Here is a 24,332-nt window from a genome sequence, read left to right on the forward strand (position 1 = left end):
CTCCTTTGCAACCAGGGGGCAACCTTGTTCCTGCCGCAAGAAATTATTCGGAAAAAACGCGATGGACAGCCATTAAGTGAAGCCGAAATCCGCTTCTTTATTAACGGCGTGCGTGATAACAGCGTGTCTGAAGGACAGATCGCCGCGCTGGCCATGACCATCTTCTTCCATGATATGAATCTGGAGGAGCGGGTCGCATTAACAATGGCGATGCGTGACTCCGGCCAGGTGCTGAACTGGCAATCCCTCCACCTGAACGGACCGGTCGTGGATAAGCACTCGACGGGCGGCGTAGGCGATGTCACTTCACTGATGCTTGGGCCGATGGTCGCCGCTTGTGGTGGCTACGTCCCTATGATCTCGGGCCGTGGTTTGGGCCATACCGGCGGTACGCTGGATAAGCTGGAGTCGATTCCTGGTTTTGATATCTTCCCCAGCGATGAGCGTTTTCGCCAGATCATCCAGCAAACCGGGATTGCCATCATCGGGCAAACCAACTCGCTGGCTCCAGCGGATAAACGCTTTTACGCGACGCGTGACATCACCGCCACAGTGGATTCTATCCCCCTGATCACCGCTTCTATCCTCGCGAAAAAACTGGCCGAAGGGCTGGATGCGCTGGTGATGGATGTGAAGGTCGGTTCGGGCGCGTTTATGCCGGACTTTGCCTCCTCCGAACAGTTGGCGCAGGCGATTGTGGGGGTGGCGAACGGCGCGGGTTGTAAAACCACCGCGCTGCTCACCGACATGAACCAGGTGCTGGCTTCGAGTGCCGGTAATGCGCTTGAAGTGCGGGAAGCGGTCGCGTTTCTTACCGGGGCTTACCGCAATCCTCGCCTTGCTGAAGTCACGCTGGCACTGAGCAGTGAAATGCTGATTTCGGGTGGCCTGGCAGCGGACGAGCAACAGGCGCGATCTCAGTTGCAACAGGTGCTGGATAATGGCCGGGCAGCGGAAGTATTTGCCGAAATGGTGGCGGCGCAGAAAGGCCCAAGTGACTTTATTGAGCGTATCGACAGCTATTTGCCAGCACCGGTAATGAGCAAAGCGGTGTACGCCGATGCGCCAGGTATTGTCTCAGGCATGGACACCCGCGCGTTGGGGATGGCGATTGTGGCGCTCGGCGGTGGCCGCCAGCGTGCCAGTGACAGCATCGATTACAGCGTTGGCCTGAGTGACATCATTGCGCTGGGTGAGCGTGCAGATAACCAGAGACCTCTGGCCGTGATCCACGCCGCCAGTGAAAACGCCTGGCATGAAGCGGCGCGCGCGGTGAAAGCGGCTGTGAAGCTGAGCGAGCAGCCACTCGCTGAACAACCGGTTATCTATCGCCGAATTACCGCCTGACGGCTGGCGTTTAAGCCTCATCTGCTGGGGTGACGTTAACTAACAAAATCCATCGTGATCTGCTAATGCAGGAACACCTGTTATCTCAGTTGGTTAGCGTCATTTTCATCCGGTTAATGTGGTGCAGCGGTACCCTGACTCAAGCGGGGAACGTGCCAGGCAACAGCCATTCGGGTATACTGATCTGATCGCTTTTTTTTGACTTGTCACGCGCGATCGCGCAGGAGACTTGCATGAAACGTGCTTTTATCATGGTGCTCGATTCCTTTGGAATCGGCTCCAGCAAAGACGCCGCTAAATTCGGCGATGAAGGTTCCGATACGCTTGGACATATTGCGCAAGCCTGCTTTGACGGGCAAGCGAATGTGGGGCGTCAGGGGCCGCTACACCTGCCTAATCTGACTTCTCTCGGGTTGGCGAAAGCCGCTGAGCTGTCCACCGGAAGAATCCCGGCGGGCATGGATGCACAGGCTGAAATCAAAGGGGCTTATGCTTATGCCCGTGAGATCTCCTCTGGCAAGGACACGCCTTCTGGACACTGGGAAATCGCCGGTGTTCCGGCGCTGTTTGACTGGGGTTACTTCAGTGATAAACAAAACAGCTTCCCGCAAAAACTGCTGGATGAGCTGGTAGAGCGGGCGGAGTTGCCGGGCTATCTCGGTGACTGTCACGCTTCCGGTACGGTGATTCTGGAACAGCTGGGCGAAGAGCATATGAAAACCGGTAAGCCGATTTTCTACACCTCTGCCGATTCGGTGTTCCAGATTGCCTGCCACGAAGAGACGTTTGGCCTCGATCGTTTGTATGCACTGTGCGAGCTGGCGCGTGAAATTCTGACGCGTGACGAAGCGGAGTATGGCTTGATTGGCCGTGTGATTGCTCGTCCGTTTGTGGGCACCGGTGCCCATGATTTCCAGCGCACCGGAAATCGCCACGATCTGGCAATTGAGCCGCACTCGCCTACCATGATGAAGAAGCTGGTAGATGAGCAGGGGGGCGAGGTGATCTCGGTGGGGAAAATTGCCGATATCTATGCCGAGCAGGGCATTACCAAAAAGGTGAAAGCCACCGGGCTGGATGCGCTGTTTGACGCCACCATTGCCGAGATGAAAACGGCACCGGATCAGTCGATTGTTTTCACTAACTTCGTGGATTTTGACTCCGCATGGGGCCATCGCCGCGATGTACCAGGCTATGCGGGTGGGTTAGAGCTGTTCGATCGTCGTTTGCCAGAGCTGATGGCGCTGGTAAAAGAGGGGGATATTTTAATCCTCACCGCCGATCATGGCTGTGACCCAAGCTGGCCGGGCACCGAGCATACGCGTGAGCACGTACCTGTGCTGATCTACGGCCCGCAGGTGAAGCCCGGATCGCTGGGAGAGCGCGAGACATTTGCTGATATCGGCCAGACCGTTGCGCACTACTTTGGCCTGTCCGCGATGGACTACGGCACCAACATGCTGTAAAACAGCCCACCAATTTTTATAAGGAACAATACAATGGCAACTCCGCACATTAATGCAGAACTGGGTGACTTCGCGGACGTAGTACTGATGCCTGGCGATCCGCTGCGTGCTAAGCACATCGCAGAGACTTTCCTGGAAGATGCGGTTGAAGTGAACAACGTGCGCGGCATGTTGGGCTACACCGGAACTTACAAGGGCCGTAAAATCTCAGTGATGGGTCACGGTATGGGTATCCCATCTTGCTCTATCTACACCAAAGAGCTGATCACCGATTTCGGCGTGAAGAAGATCATTCGCGTGGGTTCTTGTGGTGCAGTACGCGCTGACGTGAAACTGCGTGACGTGGTGATCGGTCTGGGTGCCTGCACCGATTCCAAAGTGAACCGTATGCGTTTCAAAGACCACGATTTCGCGGCAATTGCGGATTTCGATATGGTGCGTCACGCGGTAGATGCGGCGAAAACCTTGGGCGTTGATGCACGCGTGGGTAACCTGTTCTCTGCCGATCTGTTCTACAGCCCGGATCCAGAGATGTTCGACGTAATGGAGAAGTACGGCATCCTCGGCGTCGAGATGGAAGCAGCGGGCATCTACGGCGTTGCCGCTGAGTTCGGTGCGAAAGCCCTGACCATCTGCACCGTGTCGGATCACATCCGCACCCACGAGCAAACCACCGCAGCAGAACGCCAGACCACCTTCAACGATATGATTAAAATCGCGCTGGAGTCGGTGCTGCTGGGCGACTAATCTGCCCTCTGAGCCCTGAAAAACCCCGTGATCTTCGCTGATTGCGGGGTTTTTGTTGGCAGTGATTTGGCCAATGGAAATATCAGCAACGTAATCATTTTTGGTGATGCTGGCTTAGCAGCTCCTGATAACAAAGGTCGATCAGGGCTTTGAGATCATCGATATCCATGCCTTCGGGTAAATGCTCCGGAGCTATTTTCTGCAGAATCTCCTGCCGGGCAAGTTCAAGACCTTCTCTATAACCTTCTCTATAACCTTCTCTGTAGCCTTCTCTATAACCTTCTGCAATGAGTTGTTCGGCAATAGTCATCAGTGCTTAATCTTTTCGATATCGCTGTCTGAGAGGCCGATAAGGTCCTGGATGGTACTCATATCCTTACCCTGGCGTAAGAGCCGTTGTACTATTTTCTCCATAGTCTCCAGTTTGCCTTCTTCCCGACCTTCTTCCCAGCCTTCCTGTTTTAGCTGCTCTGCAATAGTCATCAGTTGCTCCTTCTGTTCTGGTAATTTTTGCGACAACTTCTGGATAAACACCTGAGCATTCGAGGTCTCTCCGGTATGGAACATGTAGTGTAGCAGCGAAATTAGTTGCGGCGAAGAGAGATAGCCAGCGGTCAGTACGGTAAACAGCTTGCTGCTTATTTCGCTGAGATCGCGCTGCAGGATGTGTTTTTGCAGCAGCGTCAGTGCTGCCATATGGCGGTGTTCCATAATCTCTTCGTCGGGAATCGTGGTGACATCAATCAGTGCAAACGCATTGCCATAAATTTGTGCCGCCAGTTCTGGATCTTCAAACTCATCCAGCCAGCAGGTGCTGTGAGGGTAGGGGCTACTTTTCCCGGTATAGAACAGCAGCGGAACAACAATCGGCAGCTTTTTATTTCCTGCCTGCAGATGACGATGCATGGCGGCGATAGCATAGCGGATCATGCGAAAAGCCATATGAGCATCAGGGGAGGATTGGTGCTCAATCAGCACATGAATATAGCTGGTGTTGCCTGCTTTGTTCTGCATGCTGTAGAGCACATCACTGCAGTATTGTTGTAAATCTTCATCAACGAATGAAATGGGTTCAGGACGTAGCGTGCTGAAGTCGCACAGCTTACGTAACCCTGTCGGGAGATGGATTTCCAGGAAGGTACGAGCAACCTCAATATCCGTAAGGAACAGGCGAAAGGTGGCATCATGAGGATTATGACACGGCTTTTTCATGGTTTTCCCCAGCTGTAAAAGCCGCAGACATTACCAATAAAAACAGATGCATACATTAGCGGAACGCGTAAGAAAGGCTGCAAACAAGACGGGTCTTGCCCCCTTTTCGCGCGTGGCGAAAGGGGGCAGAAACGATCAATAGCGGTGGTAACTGCGCTGTGCGCTGGTGACTTTAGACAAGTAGCGGCGCGACTCAGCGGAAGGGTGCTGGTCAATCAGGGTTTGATAAACCGTGCCTGGCGGCATGCTGTTGATGGTGGCAAAGGCTTGCGCTTTATCGCTTGAGAACACGCGGAGCACGCTGCCTGCGCCGCCGTTGTAGGCGGTGATCATCGCAAAGCGTCGTGACGTTGGGTCCTGAATGCCGCTCAGATAGCTATTTTGCAGCAGAGAGAGATAGGCTGCACCGGCATCAATGTTATTGGCCGGATCGAGCAGGTAGCTACGGCTTGGCTGGCCCCATTTGCCTTTCATGCGGAACACATCAACGCCTGCGGTATGCTGCACCACCTGCATCAGCCCCAGCGCATCGGCATTACTGACCGCATAGGGGTTAAAGCTCGATTCGACCTGCATAATCGCCAGAATCAGTGAGGCATCAACGCCATACTGCTCAGCGGCTTTACGCACCAGCGGCAGATATCGGTGTGCTCGCTTATCAAGGTGGTTTGGCACCATCGCAATGGTGACAGAGTAGATCACATGCAGCCCAACGGTACGGCGTTGTAGCTTGTTCTGAATCAAATAGTCAGCAAAGTTGGCGGCTCGGCCCTGCCAGCGAATTGGCTGCCCAGTGTTATCCAACACTTCGCCATACAGCATCGGCTCTTTACTGATCTGAATATCGTTGGCGTCAGAATAGAGGTCAACGTTGCCGGGGTTATCACCAATCAGCAAGGTGGTGACAATTGCCTGGCGCAGGCTGGCCATAGGGTCAGTGCCCGAAATGGTCTCAATGGTGATGCTACCCGACTCAAAGTTGATGTGGCTGCGGGTGTAATAGTTATCGGAGTACTTAACGTAGTCTTTTGGTCCGGCGATCAGGACTTCGTTAATCCCCCAGATATTCTCAATGTTGTGGGCGAACTGGCCCATCAGGATATCGAAGCCGTTGGTATCCTTGACCCACTCTTCACTGTATTTAGGTTTTTTGTTGCCAGAACAGGAAACCAGTAAAGGGGCAATGACCATCAAAGCAATCAGTTTTTTATTCATTCGCAATGCGTGCCTGGCCTGAAAAGAGGGCCGCAAGCTGCGGCCCAGAAATTATGCTTCGGGTGGGGTATAGCCATCAATGTGAACGTCTTTACCCTCAAATAGGAAATTGACCATCTCCTGCTCCAGTACCTTACGGTCACCGGGGTTCATCATGTTGAGTTTCTTTTCATTGATCAGCATGGTTTGTTTTGCCATCCACTTCGACCAGGCTTCTTTCGAGATGTCGTTGTAGATGCGCTTGCCGATATCACCAGGGTAGAGCTGAAAATCCTGGCCTTCAGCTTCACGTTGCAGGTAGGTACAGAAAATGGTGCGACTCATAACTCTTCCTCTTCGGTCATGCCCAGTTGCAGGGGATGACGTAGTTCATTTAACAGACGTTCAACCGGCGCGGCCAGCCCAACTGACGGTGGTTGCGCTAAGTTATACCAGAGCGCGTCCGCTTCATCCATCAGCGACCCGGCAGAAGGCCATGACAGCCACATTGGGACGATATCGAGATGGAAATGGCTAAAAGTATGGCGAAACGCAGTGAGCTGCTGTGGCCGCGAATGAATGCCGTGCGCGTGCAGCCAGTCATACATGGCTGCTTCGGTACTGAACTGCGGGAAACAGAACAGTCCACCCCACAGGCCGACCGGTGGGCGCTGCTGCAACCACACTTCGTCTTCATGTTGAATCATCAGGAACCAGCCGCTGCGCTCGGGCAGCGTCTGTTTCGGTTTCTTGCCGGGATAGTTCGCCCAACTCTGATTAGCATAGGCGACACAGCCGTTGCTCAGGGGACAGATTTCGCACTTAGGGCGTGAACGGGTGCACACCATCGCCCCTAAATCCATCATCGCCTGATTAAACTGGCTGACACCTTGTGCTGGGGTGACCTCTTCACTGATGCGCCACAGGCGGTTTTCCACTTCTTTTTTCCCGGGCCAGCCAGCAACGGTATAGCAGCGAGCCAGCACGCGTTTGACGTTGCCATCGAGAATCGGGAAGTGTTGCCCCATAGAGAGCGAAAGCACCGCTCCGGCGGTAGAGCGCCCAACGCCAGGCAGTGCGGCGACATCATCAAAATTACGTGGGAACTCGCCCTGATGCTTATCAACCACCTGTTTCGCCGCTTTATGCAGATTACGCGCGCGCGCATAATAGCCAAGGCCGGTCCACAGGTGCAGCACTTCATCCAGCGGCGCTGCGGCCAGATCGGTGACAGTAGGAAAACGCGCCATAAAGCGTTCAAAATAGGGAATGACAGTAGCCACCTGGGTCTGCTGCAACATCACTTCGGACAGCCAGACTTTATACGGTGTTTTTTCCTGCTGCCACGGCAGGGTTTTACGGCCAAAGCGCTGATACCAGTCCAGCACCTGTTGCGCGAACTGCGGCGCTTGCATCATAAGTAGGAGTTTTTCCGTGGTTTATCTACACTCAGGCAGGCATTCCAGCACAGACCACTACAGGAGTAAACCGGAAGAGTGCCAGGACTTGCTTCTGTTCATTAACTTTGCATAATGCCCGTTTCCAGATCGGGTTAACCAGCAGGCTTGAAGATGATTAATGACGTTATCACCCCAGAATATGATGAGAACGGGCGGCCATTACGCCGTATCCGCAGCTTTGTACGCCGTCAGGGACGTTTAACCAAAGGGCAGCAGCAGGCGCTCGATCTCTACTGGCCAGAAAAAGGGGTAGAGTTTCAGTCGGAGCCGCTGGATATTCCCGCGCTGTTTGGCCGCGAGGCACCGTTGGTGCTGGAGATCGGTTTTGGCATGGGTGCCTCTTTGGTGACCATGGCGCAGAACAATCCGCACCAGGATTTTCTCGGACTGGAAGTGCATCTGCCAGGCGTAGGTGCCTGCTTAGGCTCAGCAAAAGAAGCGGGTGTTGAGAACTTGCGTGTGATGTGCCACGACGCGATTGAAGTGCTGGAGAAAATGATTCCAGACAACTCACTGAATATGGTGCAGTTATTCTTCCCGGACCCGTGGCATAAAGCGCGCCACAATAAACGCCGCATTGTGCAGGTGCCTTTTGCCGATCTGGTGAAGCGCAAGCTGAAACTGGGTGGGGTATTCCACATGGCAACGGACTGGGAAGATTACGCGACCCATATGCTGGAAGTGATGAGCAGCATTGAAGGCTACCACAATCAGTCTGCCACTAAAGACTATGTGCCACGCCCAGACAGCCGCCCACTGACCAAATTTGAGCAGCGTGGCCATCGCCTTGGGCACGGCGTATGGGATCTGATGTTTGAACGCATTAAGTGATTCCGGGTCTAACGCTCACCGCTGAGAGTTAAAGGAGAGACCATGGTTCGTAAAGCGTTAGTTGTTGGCCTGCTGCTGGTAGCCGCGCAGGCGCAGGCGGCATATGAGTGTCCGGTGAAGCCACAGGATGATGTGGTGATCAAACCGGATAGCGTGCAGGTGGTAGGCGCGAACGGCAATTTGCAGATTTCTCCGCGTGGTGATGTGCGCTTCAACGGCCAGCCGGTGAATATCAGTCCGGCAGCACGTCAGCAGGCGTTAGATTATCAGGATGGGTTGCGTCGCGACCTGCCCTGGATTGATAACGGGGCCAAATCACGGCTGGAGAAAGGCCGCATCGCGCTGGATCGGGTGATTGTCGAGAAGCTAGGGCCGAACAGCCATGTCCGTGAGCGCTTAAGTACGTTGGATGGTCAGCTGAAGCAGCAGATGAATCGTATCATTGAGCAGCGCAGTGACGGCCTGACATTCCACCACGCTGCCATTGAGCAAGTGCGTGCGGATGGCGAACGCCTGGTGCAGAGCACCATGGGCGGTGTGTTACAGGACAGCCTGAATGAGATGGGCACCCGTCAGACCGCCAGTGGAGATAATCCGCTGCAGGCCATCATGGGTAACCTTGGCGGCTTGCAGCAGTCGATTCAGGCGGAGTGGAGCAATCAGGAGCAGGATTTCCAGAATTTCGGTCATGAGGTGTGTAATCGCGTGACGCGACTGGAAGATCAGCGCAAAGGATTGATGCGCGCTATCCCGCGTTAATATAAACGGCCCGTTAAACCGGGCCGTTTGCTTTTCAGCGCTGCATCCCCCAGCGTTTAATCGTCAGTTTTTCCAGCGTAGAGAACACCAACGCATCAACCAGCAACCCGATAATAATCACCGCAGCCAGCCCGGCAAAGACGCGGTCGGTATACAGTTCGTTGCGATTTTGGAAGATGTACCAGCCCAATCCTCCCTGCCCACTGGATGCGCCAAACACCAGTTCTGCGGCAATCAGCGTACGCCATGAGAAGGCCCAGCCAATCTTTAGCCCTGAGATAATCGAGGGCAGCGCCGCAGGAATCAAAATATGCCAGACATAACGCAATCCACTCAGGCCGTAGTTGCGTCCAGTCATGCGCAGGGTTTCTGACACGCCCATAAAGCCGGTGTAGGTGTTCAGCGCCATTGGCCACAGTACCGAGTGAATAAGCACAAAAATTAGGCTGTTGGTGCCCAGGCCAAACCACAGCAGCGCCACGGGGAGCAGTGCAATGGCAGGCAGTGGGTTAAGCATGGCGGTGAGTGAGGAGAGCAGATCGCGTCCAATACGTGTTGATACCGCCAATGCGCTGAGGCTCAGTGCCAGTCCCGTGCCAATCACATAGCCTTTGATTAAGGTGCTAAGCGAGATGGCGACTTTGGCGGGCAGCTCACCGCTGAGGGTATCTTCCACAAACGCGTGGATCACCTGCACCAGGCCTGGCAACATCAGATCGTTGTTCTGCCAGCGAGCGCCCGCTTCCCACAGCAGCGCGAGCACCAGCAGCAGTAGGGTTTTGCGCAGCGGTGCGAAGTTCCACAGGCGTTGTGTGAGGGGCAGCGGTTGTGCGAGTTGAATGTCGCCAATCGGTTCCAGCTCTTTGAGATATTCCGGGCGAACCGGCGTATGTGAATGTTCAGTCATAGGATTATCCGTTAACCGAGGCCAGCGACACCGTGCGTGGTGCGTTGGCGGTGTTGATAGCGGCTGGTGGCGTAAACAGTAGATCGTGAATACGGCGCGCAGCGGCCTGGAAGTTCTCACTTCCCTCTTCATGGCGATCAAACTGATGGCTGTTGAGTTCAGCTCGTACCCGCCCAGGATGGGGCGAGAGCAGGAGAATGCGATTCCCGACCAGCAGCGCCTCTTCAATGGAGTGGGTCACGAACAGCAGCGTAAAGCGTACCTCTTCCCAGAGTTCCATCAGTTCGAACTGCATTTTTCTGCGCGTCAGCGCATCCAGCGCGGCAAAGGGTTCATCCATCAGCAGGATGCTGGGTTTCATCGCCAACGCCCGGGCGATAGCCACGCGGGCTTTCATACCGCCTGACAGCGTATGCGGCCAGGCATCAGCAAAATCGGCCAGCCCGACTTTTTCCAGGTAGTGAAGCGCCTGCTCTCTGGCCTCTTTTTTGCCGAGTTTACCAGTGACGCGCAGCGGGAAAGCGACGTTGTCAGCCACACTTTTCCACGGGGGAAGTTGGTCAAACTCCTGGAATACCATCATGCGGTCAGGGCCGGGAGCCGTAATGGTTCGGCCCTCCAGCGTGATATCCCCGCTAACGGCAGGTAAGAAGCCAGCCACGGATTTCAGCAGGCTGGATTTGCCGCAGCCTGAGGGCCCGAGTAGCACAAAGCGGTCTGCCGGGTAGACGTCAAAACTGACGTCATGGGTGGCACGTACCCGCCGTTCTGGCGTGACGTACTCCAGGTTTAGCTGGTTGACGCGCAGCAGCGGGTGGCTGTTTTCATTGTTTTGAATGTTCATGGTAGTTCCCCTGACTGGATCAGCTGCCGTTAACGAGGTGCGGGTCTGCGAAGAAATAATCTTTCCAGGATTGTGGGTTGTTTTTGATGGCCCCCACGCGATAGAGGAACTGCGCCATCGAGAGAGTATTTTCCGGCTCGATGGTGAATTTCACTTCCGGGTTTTTCAGGATTTTGATCAGCAGATTGCGGTCGATTTTCGAGTTGTTGACGCGAATAAAGGCATCAGCGGCTTCTTCCGGGTGAGCGGCACTCCATTTTGCTGCTTCATCCAGTGCGGCAACAAACGCGCGATAGGTGCGTGGGTTCTCGTCATGGAATTTTTGCGTGGTGTAGAGCACCACGGGGGTTGTCGGGCCACCGGCTACGGTGTAGGAGTTGAGTACGATGTGTGCTTTCGGATTAGCCGCCAGTTCCTGTTCCTGGAAAGGGGAGTTACCGAAGTGCGCATTGATTTCGGTGCCGTTGCTGATGATGGCGGCAGTGGCATCCGGGTGTGGTACAGCGACCTGAAGTTTATCGAGGCGGTTGTAGTTCTTGTCACCCCAGAGCTGGGCTGAGGCCATTTGCAGCGTACGAGATTGTGCTGAGACGCCCACCGCCGGAATAGCGATGCGATCTTTTTCCGTGAAGTCGGCGATGGTTTTAACTTTCGGGTCGGTGCTGATCAGGTAGTAAGGGAACTGTCCGGTGGTGGTAATCGCACGGACGTTCTGACGGCCTTTGGTACGGTCCCACAGGGTGAATAGCGGGCCTGTGCCAGCACCCGCCACATCTACCGATCCTGAAAGCAGCGCTTCATTTACGGCTGCTCCACCCGAGAGCTGACGGTAATCGACTTTAATATCCAGACCTTCGGCCTTGCCCTGTTTTTCAATCAGGTGTTGATCCTGTGCCACGTTAAGCAGCAGATAGACAATACCGAACTGCTGGGCAATGCGAATTTGACCTTCCGCATTGGCGGAAAAAGGCAGGCCGAGCGTCGTTAATAACAGGCCGGCTGCGGTGAATTTAGTTGCCAGTTTTTTACCTAAGCCTTGCGGCTGTTTATTTTTATTTTTCATATTGCATCTTCATTTTTAATTGGTGAGATATTCAGGTCTGCACCTGATGTTTTTAAGCAACACAGCACCTGCCCAAGGTGGGCAATGGAAACAGGTGGTTAATGAGATGCAGCATAGGAAATTGGCGTTTTCAGGTAAATACTGTTTGCCTATAACTTATATGTGGAAGTTATGTGCTTCTGGCAATCATTTATTGATGGATTTAGTTTTTCTTCTTATATGCGCGTAAATAAAGGCGGCAATGGAATTCCCATTAAATAGATATGCTTAATATGAGAATGGATTTCCGAATTAGTTGTTAGTGGTGGCAGTGAATGCCGCTTCCAGCTCGGTGGTAAGGTCAGACAATGGGGGTTATGACTGCTCGGAAAGATCGCTCCATGCCGATCTGGCCCGACGTCCATGTCGGGCAAGCACTCGCTGTCATAACCCCCATCATCTTCCCGCCTGGCAGCAGTATTGCTGTCAGAAGCCCGTGCGGTTTGAGGTTATTGCGAGGGCATTTCAGGCTACTGGGCTTACTCTTCCGCCAGGAACAGCTCCAGCAGCGAGTTCAGGAACAGCTTGCCTTTATGGGTAATCTGCCACTCTTCGGCGCTCTCGCTGATATAGCCAGCGTGTAACGCTTCATCTAACTGAGGGCGAATCACCGACTCATCCAGCCCGGTATACAGTGTAAACTCGGCGCGTGGGGCGGCTTCCAGCAGGCGGAAACGGTTCATAAAGAACTCGAACGGCTTATCGGCATCAGCAACGTCATGCTGCTTATCCATATATTTACCCGCCATAAACCCACGCGGATGCCGTGTCTTCACGGTGCGTACAATCCGGCCATCGGGCTGAGTTAACTTACCGTGTGCGCCACAGCCAATGCCGAGATAATCGCCGAAACGCCAGTAGTTAAGATTGTGCTCGCAGCGATAACCCGGTTTGGCATACGCAGACGTCTCGTACTGTTCGTAACCCGCGGCTGTCAGCAACTGGTGGCCCTGCTCAAAAATATCCCACAGCGCATCATCATCCGGCAGCACCGGCGGGCGCGAGGCGAACAGCGTATTCGGCTCAATGGTCAGCTGATACCACGACAGATGCGGGGGATTCAGGGCGATCGCTCGACGTAAATCGTCTAGCGCTTCCTCAATCGACTGATCCGGTAAACCGTGCATCAGGTCGAGATTGAAACTGCGCAGGCCCAACGCGGCGGCAAGATGCGCAGCCCGTATGGCTTCATCCGGGCCGTGAATACGTCCCAAACGCTCCAGTTTCTGCGGGCTAAAACTCTGCACACCAATGGAAATACGGTTAATTCCAGCCTGTTGATAGCCGCTAAAACGATCGGCCTCAACGGTGCCAGGATTGGCTTCCATCGTGATCTCAGCATCCGCCGCCAGTGGCAGACGTGCACGCACACCATCCATCAAAAACTGCATGGCGTTGCTGCTCAGCAGGCTAGGCGTGCCACCACCGATAAAAATGGTGCGCACTTCCCGGCCCTGTGTCAGCGGCAAATCCTGCTCCAGATCGTCCAGCAGGTGCTGCACATATTCCATGTGCGGCACCTCACCTTTCAAGGCATGGGAGTTAAAATCACAGTAGGGGCACTTCTGAACACACCACGGAATGTGAATATACAAACTTAACGGAGGTAACTCAGGCATTGCGCATCGCATCCAGTAACAGCGTCAATGCTTTACCCCGGTGAGAAACGGCCCGTTTCTCATCTTTAGTCAACTCTGCGGCGCTTTTACCCAACGCAGGTACGTAGAAAACAGGATCGTAACCGAAACCATCGGAACCGGCTGGCGTGCGGGCAATCTCACCTTCCCAGCTGCCGTGGAACACCAGCGGAGTAGGATCAGCCGCATGGCGCACATACACCAGAACACAGTGGAACTGTGCCTGGCGTTCGCCATCTGGCACGGTTTCTAATGCGTCCAGCAACTTCAGCAGATTCTGCTCATCACTGGCATCTTCACCGGCATAGCGCGCGGAGTAGATACCCGGCGCGCCGCCAAGCGCATCAACAGCCAGACCAGAGTCATCGGCAATCGCCGGTAAGCCAGTTTGCTGCGCCGCGTGACGGGCTTTCAGGATCGCATTCTCAATGAAAGTCAGGCCGGTCTCTTCAGCGGATTCAACGCCCAAATCGGTCTGCGCGACGATATCCAGACCAAAGGCGGACAGCAGGTCCGCCAGCTCACGTACTTTGCCGGGGTTTCCGGTCGCAAGGACTACTTTTTGCATAACAGTTCCAGACATTACAGCGCTAACCACAGGCCCTGGAACAGGTCCATGCCGAGGTAGTTCAACGCATACAGAATCAGAATCACCACCATCGCGGAAAAATCGATACCGCCCATGGCAGGTAACACGCGACGAATCGGTGCCATTAACGGCTCCGTCAGTTGGATCAACACATAGTCAATTGGGCTACGGCCCTGGCTGATCCAGCTCAGCAGGGAGCGGATGATAATTACCCAGAACACCAGACTACCGGCGGCTTTCAACAGGGAAATCAGGCCAAACAGCAGGTTATAAACCGAAATGGCAAAGTCACCGGACTGCACCAACATCAGCACTGGGTACTTAATGGTGGTCAGGACAAAGGCTAACAGCACCGAGGCGGTGTCAATTGGACCGATGGCCGGAATAATACGGCGCAGGGGTTTGATCACCGGTTGGGTCAGTTTCACCACAAACTGGGCGAGGGGATTATAAAAGTCACAACGCGACCACTGCATCCAGACTCGCAGCAGTAAAACCATCACATAGAGATCGATCAGCGTCTTGACTAAAAACGTCAGTGTTAACATGGATGTCCTCAGTTATTGTTGTACGGAGCCCGTATAATCACGAGCGCCAAAAATAGCGGTGCCGATACGCACCATCGTGCTGCCTGCGGCGATGGCGGCATCCATATCGTCGCTCATGCCTAATGATAGCGTGTCAATGGTGGCAAAATCCTGTTTCAGGGCGTTGAACGCGGCGGCCATTTGTTGGCAGACCGCCAACTGACGCTCGTAATCACTCTCCGGTGCGGGAATGGCCATCAATCCACGTAAACAGAGGTTAGGCAGGGCTGCGACCTGCTGAGCCAGCGCCGGTAGCTCCTCGAGCATGATGCCAGATTTGCTGTTCTCGTCACTGATATTTACCTGAATTAACACATTCAGCGGTGGCAGATGTGACGGGCGCTGATCGCTCAGACGCTGGGCGATGCGCAACCGGTCTACGGTATGACACCAGGCAAAATTCTCAGCCACCAGGCGGCTTTTATTGGACTGTAACGGCCCAATAAAATGCCACTCAATGCCTTGAGATGCGGCCAGCGCCTGCACTTTTTCAACCCCTTCCTGCACGTAATTCTCGCCAAAGGTCTGCTGCCCGGCGGCAATCGCTTCTACGACCGCGCTCGCAGGTTTGGTTTTGCTCACGGCAAGTAAAGTTATTTCCTGCGGATCGCGCCCGCAACGCCGCGCAGCGGCGCTAATACGCTCGCGCAGATGCTGTAAGTTGTGCTGGATTGAGGTCATAGTCAGGAGAACATTATGCAGCTGGATGAAATAGTGGCGCTTAGTGTAAAGCATAACGCCGCCGATCTGCACCTTTGTAGCGGACATTTGCCGTGGTGGCGCTGCGGTGGAACGCTTAAGCCGGTGCCAGACCGGGTAGAAATTAGCGCACAGGCACTGGAAGCCGCCATAGAGCCCTGGTTGGACAGCCTGCAGCGTGAACAGCTAGAAACCGAAGGGCAGTTGGATTTTGCCATCACCTTGACCAGCGGGCAGCGGCTGCGCGCTAATCTGTTTATTCAACGCCAGGGGCTGTCACTGGCGCTGCGTATCATCAGCAACCGTTTACCGGTGATGGAAAATCTCTTGCTGCCTGCACAACTGCCGCAGCTGATGCTGCGGGAACATGGGTTGATGCTAGTGACGGGGGCGACAGGCAGTGGCAAAACGACCACGCTGGCGGCGTTGGTCGATGCTTTGAACCGGCAACAAGCGCGGCACATCATCACCCTGGAAGATCCGATTGAATTTCTACACCACAGCCAGAAATCTTTGATCCAGCAGCGTGAAATAGGCCAGCACTGTCAGAGCTTTAGCCTGGGGTTAAAAGCCGCATTGCGTGAAGACCCGGATGTCATTCTCATCGGCGAGCTACGCGACAGTGCCACGATTCGCCTGGCATTAACCGCCGCAGAAACCGGGCATTTAGTGCTGGCCACGCTGCATACCCGAGGGGCCGCGCAGGCGATTGAAAGACTGGTGGATGTCTTCCCGGCTGAGGAGAAAAACCTGGTGCGCACTCAACTGGCGGGAAGCCTGAATGCGGTGCTGGCGCAAAAGCTGGTTGTCGCGAAAGCGGGTGGGCGGGTTGCGCTGCATGAACTGTTAGTGAACACCCCGGCGGCAGCCAATCTGATTCGTGAAGGGAAGTTACATCAACTACCCGGCGTGCTGGAAACCGGGGCACAACAAGGCATGCAAACTTTTGCTCAGTCTCAGCAGCAGCGTATTGATCAGGGGCTGATAACGACAGAGTAATGTTGGCGTGCCAGGCACAGAATCACTCTGGCTGGTACAGCGCAGTGTCGATAATGTTGTGCTGAGATGCTGAGATGCTGAGATGCTGAGATGCTGAGATGCTGAGATGCTGAGATGCTGAGATGCTGGGATGATCAAGTGCTGAGATGTGGAGGTGCTCAGGTATTGAGGTGCTGAAAACGTGCCAGCAGTAACGGCTGGCACGGCTGTTCAGTAATGCGTTTCAAACCAGTCTTCAAGGATAATCACTGCGGACTGTGAATCCACCTGGCCTTTATTCAACGCGCGATAACCACCGCGCTCAAACAGAGTCGAGCGCGCTTCAACGGTGCTGAGGCGTTCATCCTGAAGCTCAACCCGCACGCCAAAACGGCCATGCAGGCGGTTAGCAAACTTGCGTGCGCGTGCGGTTAATGGCTGTTCGGTGCCATCCATATTCAGTGGCAATCCGACTACCACGAAATCAGGCTGCCACTCTTTCAGGAGTTTCTCGATCAGTTGCCAGTCGGGCGTACCTTCCTGGGCTTTCAGCGCTGCCAGCGGGCGGGCAGTGCCGGTAAGTTGTTGGCCGACAGCAACACCAATACTTTTGGTGCCGAAATCAAAACCGAGTAGTGTCTGGCTGCTCATCAGGCGTGTCCGGCATCGTTAGTCATGTTATGCATATCTACACCCAGTGAGCGAGCGGCTTCACGCCAGCGGTCAGCAATCGGGGTGTGGAACAAAATGGTGCTATCAGCGGGAGTGGTTAGCCAGGCGTTGTCCAACAGCTCCTGCTCTAACTGATTACTCTCCCAGGCACAGTAGCCGAGCGCCATTAAAACCTGCTCGGGCTGTTGCTTGCTCCCCATGGCTTCGAGGACATCTTTGGAGGTGGTAATCACGGTGGTATCTGAAATGCGAATGCTTGAGTTAAACACTCGCGGCCCGGAATGTAGGATAAAACCACGATCTTCAGCCAGTGGCCCACCGGAAAAAACCGGTTTATCCAGACTAATGGCGGGATCGCGTTCATTAGAGGTAATTTTAAGTTTCTGCAGAATCCCTTCTACCGACAGGTTTTCCATGGGCTTATTGACTATCAGCCCCATCGCGCCTTCAGCATTATGCTCACAGATATAAACCACTGCGCGCTTGAAGAATGGGTCCTGTAGCGAAGGCATCGCTATCAGAAAGTGATGCTGTAAATTCATCGTCACTGTGCTACCAAAATTTTTAAACCGGTGCGGGCGATCGCACCGGTTGCGGGTGGAATGCTGTGCCTTATCTGGCACATGCATTAAACTCAGCCCAGGCGTTTCTCAATCGCGTCCATCAGCATACCGCTGATGGAGATTGGAAACGCTGCCTCAATCTCACGTACGCAAGTTGGGCTGGTCACATTCACTTCGGTGAGCTTATCACCGATGATATCGAGACCGACGAAGATCAGCCCTTTGGCTTTCAGCGTCGGTCCAACGCGGCGGGCAATTTCCCAATCTTTCTCGGTAAGTGGACGCGCTTCACCACGCCCACCCGCAGCCAGGTTGCCACGGGTTTCACCCGATTTCGGAATACGTGCGAGGCAGTAAGGCACAGGTTCACCATCAACCACTAAAACGCGCTTATCACCTTCGGTAATGGCGGGCACATAGTTCTGCGCCATGCAGTAGAAGTTGCCGTAGTTGGTCAGAGATTCAGTGATCACCGAGAAGTTAGGATCGTCCTGCTTCACGCGGAAAATCGAGGTACCGCCCATCCCATCCAGTGGCTTCATGATGATGTCACCGTGCTCCTGCCAGAACGCGCGCAGCTGTTCTTTGCTGCGTGTTACCAGAGTGTCTGGCGTCAGGTCGGCAAACCACGCGGTATAGAGCTTCTCATTACAGTCACGTAGGCTTTGTGGTTTGTTCACAATCAATGTGCCTTGCTCTTCTGCGCGCTCAAGAATATAGGTCGCGTAGATGAATTCGGTATCAAACGGTGGATCTTTACGCATCAGAACCACGTCCAGATCGGCCAGTTTGATCACCTGCTCACTGCCAAACTCGTACCATTTATCATAATTCTGCTCAACGCTGAGCAGACGAGTGCGGGCGTAAGAAACGCCGCCACGCAGGGAGAGATCGGCCATCTCCATGTAGTGAATTTCATAACCACGGCGCTGTGCTTCCAGCAGGAAACCGAAGCTGGTGTCTTTTTTAATATTGATGGATGAAATCGGGTCCATCACGATGCCAAGCTTAATCATTACTCTCTCCTTCAAGAGACCTGTTGTGTGCAGCGTTCGCTGTGGGGGGACTGTCGCGAGTGATTATCCCTTAACCCAGATCGCCAAACCTCACCTGGAGTGCCGTGATCACGGTTAATGCCGTGGTTTCTGTGCGCAGTACGCGTGGCCCAAGCAAAATATCGCTGAATCCTTGTTGTGCCGTCATGGCAATTTCATCTGCTGACAGGCCACCTTCCGGGCCAATCAGGAGCCTTACGCGCTCAACTGGCAGCGGCAAGGTGTTGATACTCTGGTTAGCGCGCGGATGCAGATTGAGTTTTAAACCGTTTTCCTGCTCAGCACACCACGCTTCCAGCGTCATTGCCTCGCGAATTTCCGGTACGCGATTACGTCCGCACTGTTCACAGGCGGCAATGGCAATTTTTTGCCACTGCTGGATCTTCTTAGCCAGCCGTTCTGCATCCAGCTTTACGCCGCAGCGTTCGGAAAACAAGGGGGTAATGACATTTACACCCAGTTCAATCGATTTTTGGATGGTGAATTCCATTTTTTCGCCACGGGACATCACCTGGCCTAAGTGCAGGTGCAGCGGAGATTCACGATCGTCCAGTTGGCTGGACAGCACAGAGACTCTGACACGCTTTTTATCGGCTTGTGCGATTTCTGCTTTGAAAGTCAGATTACTGCCATCGAACAATTCCAGTTCTTGTCCCGCCCCCATGCGCAGTACGCGGCCAACATGATTGGCGGCATCTTCCTCAAGGAAAATGTCACTGCCAACGGTAAGAGGTTCGGGGTGATAGATGCGAGGTATACGCATGTGGTTCCTGCCTGGATCGCGCCGTGATCGGTCACGGCTAACGGAAAAAGGGTAGTTTAGGTCAGTGATTTCCTGGCTGGCAAGGGGAAAGGGCAAAACGGCCAGGCAAGGTAGCCTGGCCGGGCTTGGGGATTATGCGGTGAGAGGGCGGAGATCCAGCGTCATCAGGTGATATTGATTGTTATTGAATCCAAAGGAGCCGCTGTCATCCAGCTGTAACTTGCGGGTATGGGCGGCATAGGAACGGCCATTGATCTTATTAATGAACGTTACCAGGTAAGCAAAGCGCTGCGCCATAATCTGCGCTGAGCAGTCAAACAGCTGATTAGCGAGGCCGTTGCCGCGATAGGCGCTGTCGATGCAGATTGGCCCGTACTGATAGCTGTTGTTGCTGTCTAACTGCTCGCCGTAAGGGGTGTACTTATGCAATTCACCGGTCATGTATTCGAACATGGGCCAGCGCTGCAGGAACTGCCAGGAACCGGCAATAACAAAGCCCACCACCAGGTCGCCATCTTTCGCGACAACTAATCCATTTTCGCTTTCAATCAGCTCAGCCAACTGCGCCGCATCGATGTTGGTTGTGACGAAACCGTCTTTGCGGTCTTCATCACTGATGCTGTTAGCGTGATATTTTTTTAGCAACGCCAGCACGCCTTCGATATCGCTGTGTTGTGCAGCATTTACGGTAAGATTTCTGTCCATGGTTTTACTTTTTCCTCAACATTGCTTGTCTACGTAATCCACCTGAGCGTATCACGCTTTTTTCTCCGGCGAGGTGAAATTGATTCAGAGACAGGGGCGGGCTTGAGTGCCGGGTAATACCGGCTGTGGACGTTAACAAGCTGAACACGCCTGCTGCGCTGTTTCGTACCCAATAACATATCGGAACCTGATTTTAACTGAGGTATTTGCGACATATTGTGTCGCTGGGTAAATTATTGGCGGATGTTTATTTAGCGGTTCAATTAAGTTCATTTAGATATTAATTTTATATTTTTTCTATTTTTGTAAAGTTGGTTTTCTGAATAGGGGGAATTTCTTACACTCCGGCGAAATAAAAAGGAGTAAAGGAATGAATGCACTCTATTTACAAATATCCCACATCAACGGCTCCAGTCAGGATGCACAGCACAGCGACTGGTTAGATGTCATGGACTACCATTGGGGCGGCCAGCGAGACAAGCGCTTTGGCGGCACAGTGAATTTTCGCAACCTACGTGTTAACGCCATGCTGGATAAAGCCACACCGCCGCTGGTGCTGCACGCCGCCAAGGGTAATCCATTGAGCAAGGTCGTGCTGGCAGCATGTAAAGCTGGAGGGGAACAACAGGAGTTCTACCGTATTACCCTCGAAGGCGCTCGTGTTGTCGCATTCAGTCTGGATGAAACCTCAGAAGGCACGTTGGCGGAGTATGAGTTTGAAGCCGACTGTTTCAAAATCCAGTACTGGGATCAACGACCAGATGGTGGCCGAGCTGCCGAAGTTCGCGCCGGTTGGAATGTAAAAAATAACGTTTCTGTGTTCTGAGGGGATGAGATGAATCATTCGGATTACTTGAAATGGAAGCTGGATGGAGAGCGACATCTGGCGATGAGTCTGGAGGGCGGGATTCGCAATTTGCCGCAAGAGGTGAATAATGCGTTGGAAAACCTTGCGGGTGGTTTCGAACGATTGAGCTGGTATTCATCATGCTTTACATCTAAATATCAGGGAGTTTGTGAAGAGTTAAAGCATGAAGATAGTAGGATGTTGTTATCTTTAAAAGCGCTAATTGAAAGGTCGAACGTTATATTCGATATGATTGCACTTTATATAGAGTGCGTATTGCAAGATAATCCTAAAAAGACGGTGGAGGATTCAAAAACTGCCATTGTCATGGGAACTAACCTGGCAAGAAAAATTGCAGTAGGATCTACGGTTAATGCCGGTATCGCCTATACTATGGCCAGAGAGATTACACGTAATACAAAAATAGAACTGCGAATGCGAAAAGTTTTAAACCAAAGGGCTGAAAATTTTTTTAGCTTTATGGCAATTTACGGGTATGTGCACAAGGCTGCATTATCTGCCAGAAGATTGAGGCTGCTTTATCCTTTTTATTATCAGGCTCTTTGTGTTTTTAATCTTGAAATGTTGTATTTTTTCATAGAGCCATTTTTAAAGTCTGTTATAAATAAAATGAAGTTTTATGTGACGTATACTCTAAAAGAGAAGGAAAAGCACTTAAGAGAGGCTTTTGGTTTATGAAGATAAATCTATGGGGGGTTTTTATTTTTATTCTTAAGTGCATTTGTTACCTGCCATGGAAGTTTTTACGCGCATATGAATTTCCAATTATGATTATAACTTCAGCAGTGATATTTATGACGATCATTCCATCATGCTGGTGGCAATTAACTTTATTCACGTCTTTTTTTTATTTCTTTTTCCCTTTCTATAAAGCATATAAAGATAAATAAAATGATTTCTTACTGTAAGCAAGATTTTTGGTGGTGGAGTCGTCTGCTGATAAAATAATGCTAATTAAGCTACAAGAGGGCTTTGGCATGAAGGGATTTATAACCTATGTCTTAACAAAGCTGCTTTCGGTAGTGAAGCGATTTATTGGAATCGTTTCATATCAAATTTGCATTTGGTTAATTATGATTGTTCCAGGTGTGTTCTATGTTAAGTTCTTCCCTGATTACTGGTGGCGACTTACTGTGGCAACAATAATTATTTTATTTGTGTTGTTATGGTTTTTTTATCCGGACAAATATAAGTGATGGAGTTGATGGTTAATGCATTCAGCATAATATATCATTGATTTTATACTCATGGGTAATGTATCTTGCGATATGTTTTAACATGGATGCTGATCTAACTAAGAAAACGGATTCGACTAATGGGTGATTTCCTTGGGTATGTCTTCTTCGCTATGATAATAGCTAAAGAGGTTTTTCTTTACTATCTGTATGAGTGGTGGTGGTTGTGGCTATTCTTAGTGAGTTTTTTTATCTGCGAAGTTGTTGTCTGTAAAATCCAGTCCCGCCGTTTTAGTTTTCTGACGCTCATTAAGAAGCTGATTAAGTGTGTTTATAACATCATTCGCATCATAGCGAATGTAATAAGTAGCATCTTCGACTATTTAACGAGTTGGCATCATTGATGCCTGACTTTTTAACCATGATAGATACTCCATCCGGACTCTCATCATGCATTAAGGCGACGCTTGCGCATCGCCCTAATAATTATCAGCGCTGAGCGCAGGCTTGCTGTACGTAAGGATTATGATTGCCCTGTACGCGTGCAATGCGCTGGTCGCGTTCGCACTCCCAGGCGGTGACCGGGTAGAGCTTGTTCCACGCGGTAAACAGCTGAGTTTGCTGACGTGAGATCACCAAGTGGTACTGGTCACGCATGTAGAAATAGGTGCGGGCAATGGCACCACGGGCGCGGGCCGGTGGTTCAGCACGTTTGCCAGCGAAGTCGATTTGCATTTCACATTTGCCATACTGGTTTTCACCCCCGTTCCACTGGCTGTAAGGGAAGTTATTGCGGTCACCGTTAACTTCACCAATTGCCGGTTCGAGGTTATGCAGGTCGCTCTCAATACGGCGATAGTCGGCATCTTTGGCGCAGTTTTTACGCCCACCGTTTTGCCAGCACTGGCGCTGGTGGCCGAACTCCCACGCGGGCATCACATGTTCCCATTCAATACGTTCCGCACGGTTGGTATTTTTACGTACCTGATAGCCACAGCTTTGCAGATCTGGCACGCCTTTCTTACCTTGCCAACTGATTTTGCAGCCACAGTAGAAGCTGCCCGGCGCATCGGCATTGATCTCTGCTGCGTAGGTTTTTGCCTGCTGAAAATTGTTTTGATGGTAGTTGTCGAGGTTCAGGCTCCATGCCATCAGCGGGGAGAGTAACAGAGGGGCTGCCAGTAAAATTTTGCGAAACATATTCCATACTTACGAAAAATTATTCAGGCGCGGGAGGTTAGCAGAACCCCGCAGCCGGTGGTATGAGAATATTGGTCAGTTTCGCACTGGCTTGAATAGCGCGGATGTACGGGTGATATCAAAGGCCATGATTATTTAGCTGAGTGCCGTTTTATCTGAGTTTGCAGCCAGTGATGTGCGTTAAGGTGCTGAGCTGTCATCTGGCTGGAACTCACCGGGTTTCAGCACAGTGCGGCAATGGACGCAGCGGTATTCCGTCTCACCACGCACCACTCTGTTGTGGCGGCGAACCGTGAGGTTGTGCTGTTGGCACTGGCAACGATAAGCGAACGTGGCACTACGCACTGAGGCGATTTCGAATTTGTGGGTACGTCGGGCAGGTACACCGAGCACCGTTTCCATCATCCATTTCCACTCTTTGCCGTGAGGCGCAACGCGACCAAACACTTTCCATACCAGCAGATGTGCCAGCTCATGTGGCACCACTTCATCCACAAAGGCTTGCTGATTTTCTTGCAGCAATATGGGATTAAGGCGGATTTCCCAACGTTCCAGCCACGCTGTACCGGCGCTGGTGCCACGTTGTTGGTAGATCAGGTTCGGCTCAGGAAACTCACGTTTAAAGTGCAGATTGGCGATGTGCAAATAGTGACGCAACGAGCGCATAGCGGCCTGTTGCAGAGCAATGGGGAGTCGGGGTGCTTTCATAGCCGCCAGCATAAGCGTCAGAGTTGTAGAACACAAGAGGGATAACTTTGCGGCACAGTTCCCCTGACAGGCCGAGGTATCTCGGTTTGTCAGGCGCGTGTTTTGACCTTTCTTTCTGTTTGTTGAGAAGCTGCGGTGGATTCAGGTGGCAGTTAGACAATGTGCTGGAAAGCTGCTGTGGATTCAGGTGGCAGGTCAGACAATGGGGGGTATGACTGCAAAGAAATCCGCATCCTGCGATCCGCTGGCACATCCATGTGCCAG

Annotated in this window: 27 protein-coding genes; 8 read left to right on the plus strand and 19 right to left on the minus strand. The window is 52.6% G+C overall.

The genetic code is table 11. The features are described 5' to 3' along the window. Positions 1 to 24: 24 nt before the first annotated feature. The 3 genes from deoA (at position 25) to deoD (ending at position 3,560) form a co-directional block, all read left to right on the plus strand. Positions 25 to 1,347: a thymidine phosphorylase gene (gene deoA / locus B880_RS0111950; protein ID WP_017347649.1), complete on the plus strand. Its 1,323-nt coding sequence runs from the start codon at positions 25 to 27 to the stop codon at positions 1,345 to 1,347. 233 nt (positions 1,348 to 1,580) lie between these two features. After that, positions 1,581 to 2,813 (plus strand): phosphopentomutase, encoded by a 1,233-nt coding sequence (gene deoB, locus B880_RS0111955; protein ID WP_017347650.1) that lies wholly within the window; start codon positions 1,581 to 1,583, stop codon positions 2,811 to 2,813. 33 nt (positions 2,814 to 2,846) lie between these two features. Next, positions 2,847 to 3,560: a purine-nucleoside phosphorylase gene (gene deoD, locus B880_RS0111960; RefSeq protein ID WP_017347651.1), complete on the plus strand. Its 714-nt coding sequence runs from the start codon at positions 2,847 to 2,849 to the stop codon at positions 3,558 to 3,560. A gap of 94 nt (positions 3,561 to 3,654) precedes the next feature. Here the strand turns inward: deoD and B880_RS24990 are convergent, their stop codons facing one another. From B880_RS24990 to mutY, 5 genes are all read right to left on the minus strand, one after another. Further along, positions 3,655 to 3,870: a hypothetical protein gene (locus B880_RS24990; RefSeq protein WP_017347653.1), complete on the minus strand. Its 216-nt coding sequence runs from the start codon at positions 3,868 to 3,870 to the stop codon at positions 3,655 to 3,657. Further along, positions 3,870 to 4,772, minus strand: a complete 903-nt coding sequence (locus B880_RS0111975) for an Rpn family recombination-promoting nuclease/putative transposase (protein ID WP_017347654.1) — start codon at positions 4,770 to 4,772, stop codon at positions 3,870 to 3,872. Before B880_RS0111975 ends, B880_RS24990 begins: the two co-directional genes overlap by 1 nt. A gap of 135 nt (positions 4,773 to 4,907) precedes the next feature. After that, positions 4,908 to 5,987, minus strand: coding sequence for a membrane-bound lytic murein transglycosylase MltC (mltC, locus tag B880_RS0111980; RefSeq protein WP_017347655.1), 1,080 nt, complete (start codon positions 5,985 to 5,987; stop codon positions 4,908 to 4,910). A gap of 51 nt (positions 5,988 to 6,038) precedes the next feature. Continuing rightward, positions 6,039 to 6,311, minus strand: coding sequence for an oxidative damage protection protein (locus tag B880_RS0111985; RefSeq protein WP_017347656.1), 273 nt, complete (start codon positions 6,309 to 6,311; stop codon positions 6,039 to 6,041). Next, positions 6,308 to 7,384, minus strand: coding sequence for an A/G-specific adenine glycosylase (mutY, locus tag B880_RS0111990; protein ID WP_017347657.1), 1,077 nt, complete (start codon positions 7,382 to 7,384; stop codon positions 6,308 to 6,310). The genes B880_RS0111985 and mutY overlap by 4 nt, the downstream gene beginning before the upstream one ends. 153 nt (positions 7,385 to 7,537) lie before the next feature. Here mutY and trmB point away from each other — a divergent pair, with 153 nt between their 5' ends. Both trmB and B880_RS0112000 read left to right on the plus strand, forming a co-directional pair. Next, positions 7,538 to 8,257: a tRNA (guanosine(46)-N7)-methyltransferase TrmB gene (gene trmB / locus B880_RS0111995; protein WP_017347658.1), complete on the plus strand. Its 720-nt coding sequence runs from the start codon at positions 7,538 to 7,540 to the stop codon at positions 8,255 to 8,257. A 42-nt stretch (positions 8,258 to 8,299) separates the two neighbouring features. Next, a complete protein-coding gene (locus B880_RS0112000; RefSeq protein ID WP_017347659.1) occupies positions 8,300 to 9,016 on the plus strand; it encodes a DUF2884 domain-containing protein in 717 nt (238 codons plus the stop codon). A gap of 34 nt (positions 9,017 to 9,050) precedes the next feature. Here B880_RS0112000 and B880_RS0112005 read toward each other — a convergent pair whose 3' ends face one another. From B880_RS0112005 to B880_RS0112035, 7 genes are all read right to left on the minus strand, one after another. Further along, on the minus strand, positions 9,051 to 9,923 hold the full coding sequence (locus tag B880_RS0112005; protein ID WP_017347660.1) for an ABC transporter permease: 873 nt from the start codon (positions 9,921 to 9,923) through the stop codon (positions 9,051 to 9,053). Positions 9,924 to 9,927: 4 nt separating this feature from the next. Next, positions 9,928 to 10,767: an ABC transporter ATP-binding protein gene (locus B880_RS0112010; RefSeq protein WP_017347661.1), complete on the minus strand. Its 840-nt coding sequence runs from the start codon at positions 10,765 to 10,767 to the stop codon at positions 9,928 to 9,930. 19 nt (positions 10,768 to 10,786) lie between these two features. Next, a complete protein-coding gene (locus tag B880_RS0112015; RefSeq protein ID WP_017347662.1) occupies positions 10,787 to 11,830 on the minus strand; it encodes an ABC transporter substrate-binding protein in 1,044 nt (347 codons plus the stop codon). A gap of 518 nt (positions 11,831 to 12,348) precedes the next feature. Next, entirely contained in the window at positions 12,349 to 13,488 is a 1,140-nt protein-coding gene (gene hemW / locus B880_RS0112020) for a radical SAM family heme chaperone HemW (RefSeq protein WP_026042600.1), read from the minus strand. Then, positions 13,481 to 14,074 carry an XTP/dITP diphosphatase gene (locus B880_RS0112025; protein ID WP_017347664.1) on the minus strand — a complete coding sequence of 198 codons (594 nt, stop codon included), beginning with the start codon at positions 14,072 to 14,074 and terminating at the stop codon, positions 13,481 to 13,483. Before B880_RS0112025 ends, hemW begins: the two co-directional genes overlap by 8 nt. Positions 14,075 to 14,088: 14 nt before the next feature. Beyond that, positions 14,089 to 14,643: a YggT family protein gene (locus B880_RS0112030; RefSeq protein ID WP_017347665.1), complete on the minus strand. Its 555-nt coding sequence runs from the start codon at positions 14,641 to 14,643 to the stop codon at positions 14,089 to 14,091. A 12-nt stretch (positions 14,644 to 14,655) separates the two neighbouring features. After that, positions 14,656 to 15,363 carry a YggS family pyridoxal phosphate-dependent enzyme gene (locus tag B880_RS0112035; RefSeq protein WP_017347666.1) on the minus strand — a complete coding sequence of 236 codons (708 nt, stop codon included), beginning with the start codon at positions 15,361 to 15,363 and terminating at the stop codon, positions 14,656 to 14,658. Between the two features lie 15 nt (positions 15,364 to 15,378). On the opposite strand from B880_RS0112035, the gene B880_RS0112040 reads away from it, so the two are divergent. Further along, positions 15,379 to 16,380 carry a type IV pilus twitching motility protein PilT gene (locus B880_RS0112040; RefSeq protein ID WP_017347667.1) on the plus strand — a complete coding sequence of 334 codons (1,002 nt, stop codon included), beginning with the start codon at positions 15,379 to 15,381 and terminating at the stop codon, positions 16,378 to 16,380. 210 nt (positions 16,381 to 16,590) lie between these two features. Here B880_RS0112040 and ruvX read toward each other — a convergent pair whose 3' ends face one another. The 5 genes from ruvX to B880_RS0112065 form a co-directional block, all read right to left on the minus strand. After that, a complete protein-coding gene (gene ruvX / locus B880_RS0112045; RefSeq protein WP_017347668.1) occupies positions 16,591 to 17,010 on the minus strand; it encodes a Holliday junction resolvase RuvX in 420 nt (139 codons plus the stop codon). Continuing rightward, positions 17,010 to 17,573, minus strand: a complete 564-nt coding sequence (locus tag B880_RS0112050; protein WP_026042601.1) for a YqgE/AlgH family protein — start codon at positions 17,571 to 17,573, stop codon at positions 17,010 to 17,012. The genes ruvX and B880_RS0112050 overlap by 1 nt, the downstream gene beginning before the upstream one ends. Before the next feature lie 92 nt (positions 17,574 to 17,665). Beyond that, the gene (gene gshB / locus B880_RS0112055) at positions 17,666 to 18,610 is read right to left on the minus strand and encodes a glutathione synthase (RefSeq protein ID WP_017347670.1); all 945 of its coding nucleotides are present in this window, start codon (positions 18,608 to 18,610) and stop codon (positions 17,666 to 17,668) included. A gap of 70 nt (positions 18,611 to 18,680) precedes the next feature. Then, positions 18,681 to 19,412 carry a 16S rRNA (uracil(1498)-N(3))-methyltransferase gene (gene rsmE / locus B880_RS0112060; RefSeq protein WP_017347671.1) on the minus strand — a complete coding sequence of 244 codons (732 nt, stop codon included), beginning with the start codon at positions 19,410 to 19,412 and terminating at the stop codon, positions 18,681 to 18,683. 132 nt (positions 19,413 to 19,544) lie between these two features. After that, the gene (locus tag B880_RS0112065) at positions 19,545 to 20,117 is read right to left on the minus strand and encodes a GNAT family N-acetyltransferase (RefSeq protein ID WP_017347672.1); all 573 of its coding nucleotides are present in this window, start codon (positions 20,115 to 20,117) and stop codon (positions 19,545 to 19,547) included. A gap of 370 nt (positions 20,118 to 20,487) precedes the next feature. On the opposite strand from B880_RS0112065, the gene B880_RS0112070 reads away from it, so the two are divergent. Further along, on the plus strand, positions 20,488 to 20,943 hold the full coding sequence (locus B880_RS0112070; RefSeq protein WP_017347673.1) for an Hcp family type VI secretion system effector: 456 nt from the start codon (positions 20,488 to 20,490) through the stop codon (positions 20,941 to 20,943). Positions 20,944 to 20,952: 9 nt separating this feature from the next. Further along, positions 20,953 to 21,663: a hypothetical protein gene (locus B880_RS0112075; protein ID WP_017347674.1), complete on the plus strand. Its 711-nt coding sequence runs from the start codon at positions 20,953 to 20,955 to the stop codon at positions 21,661 to 21,663. 986 nt (positions 21,664 to 22,649) lie between these two features. Here the strand turns inward: B880_RS0112075 and endA are convergent. Together endA and B880_RS0112100 are read right to left on the minus strand one after the other, a co-directional pair. Further along, positions 22,650 to 23,360: a deoxyribonuclease I gene (gene endA, locus B880_RS0112095; RefSeq protein WP_017347678.1), complete on the minus strand. Its 711-nt coding sequence runs from the start codon at positions 23,358 to 23,360 to the stop codon at positions 22,650 to 22,652. Between the two features lie 180 nt (positions 23,361 to 23,540). Continuing rightward, a complete protein-coding gene (locus B880_RS0112100; RefSeq protein WP_157060551.1) occupies positions 23,541 to 24,068 on the minus strand; it encodes a SprT family zinc-dependent metalloprotease in 528 nt (175 codons plus the stop codon). Positions 24,069 to 24,332 lie beyond the last annotated feature (264 nt).

The sequence above is a fragment of the Pantoea sp. A4 genome (assembly GCF_000295955.2).
In the GTDB taxonomy this organism is placed as follows: Bacteria; Pseudomonadota; Gammaproteobacteria; order Enterobacterales; family Enterobacteriaceae; genus Pantoea; species Pantoea multigeneris.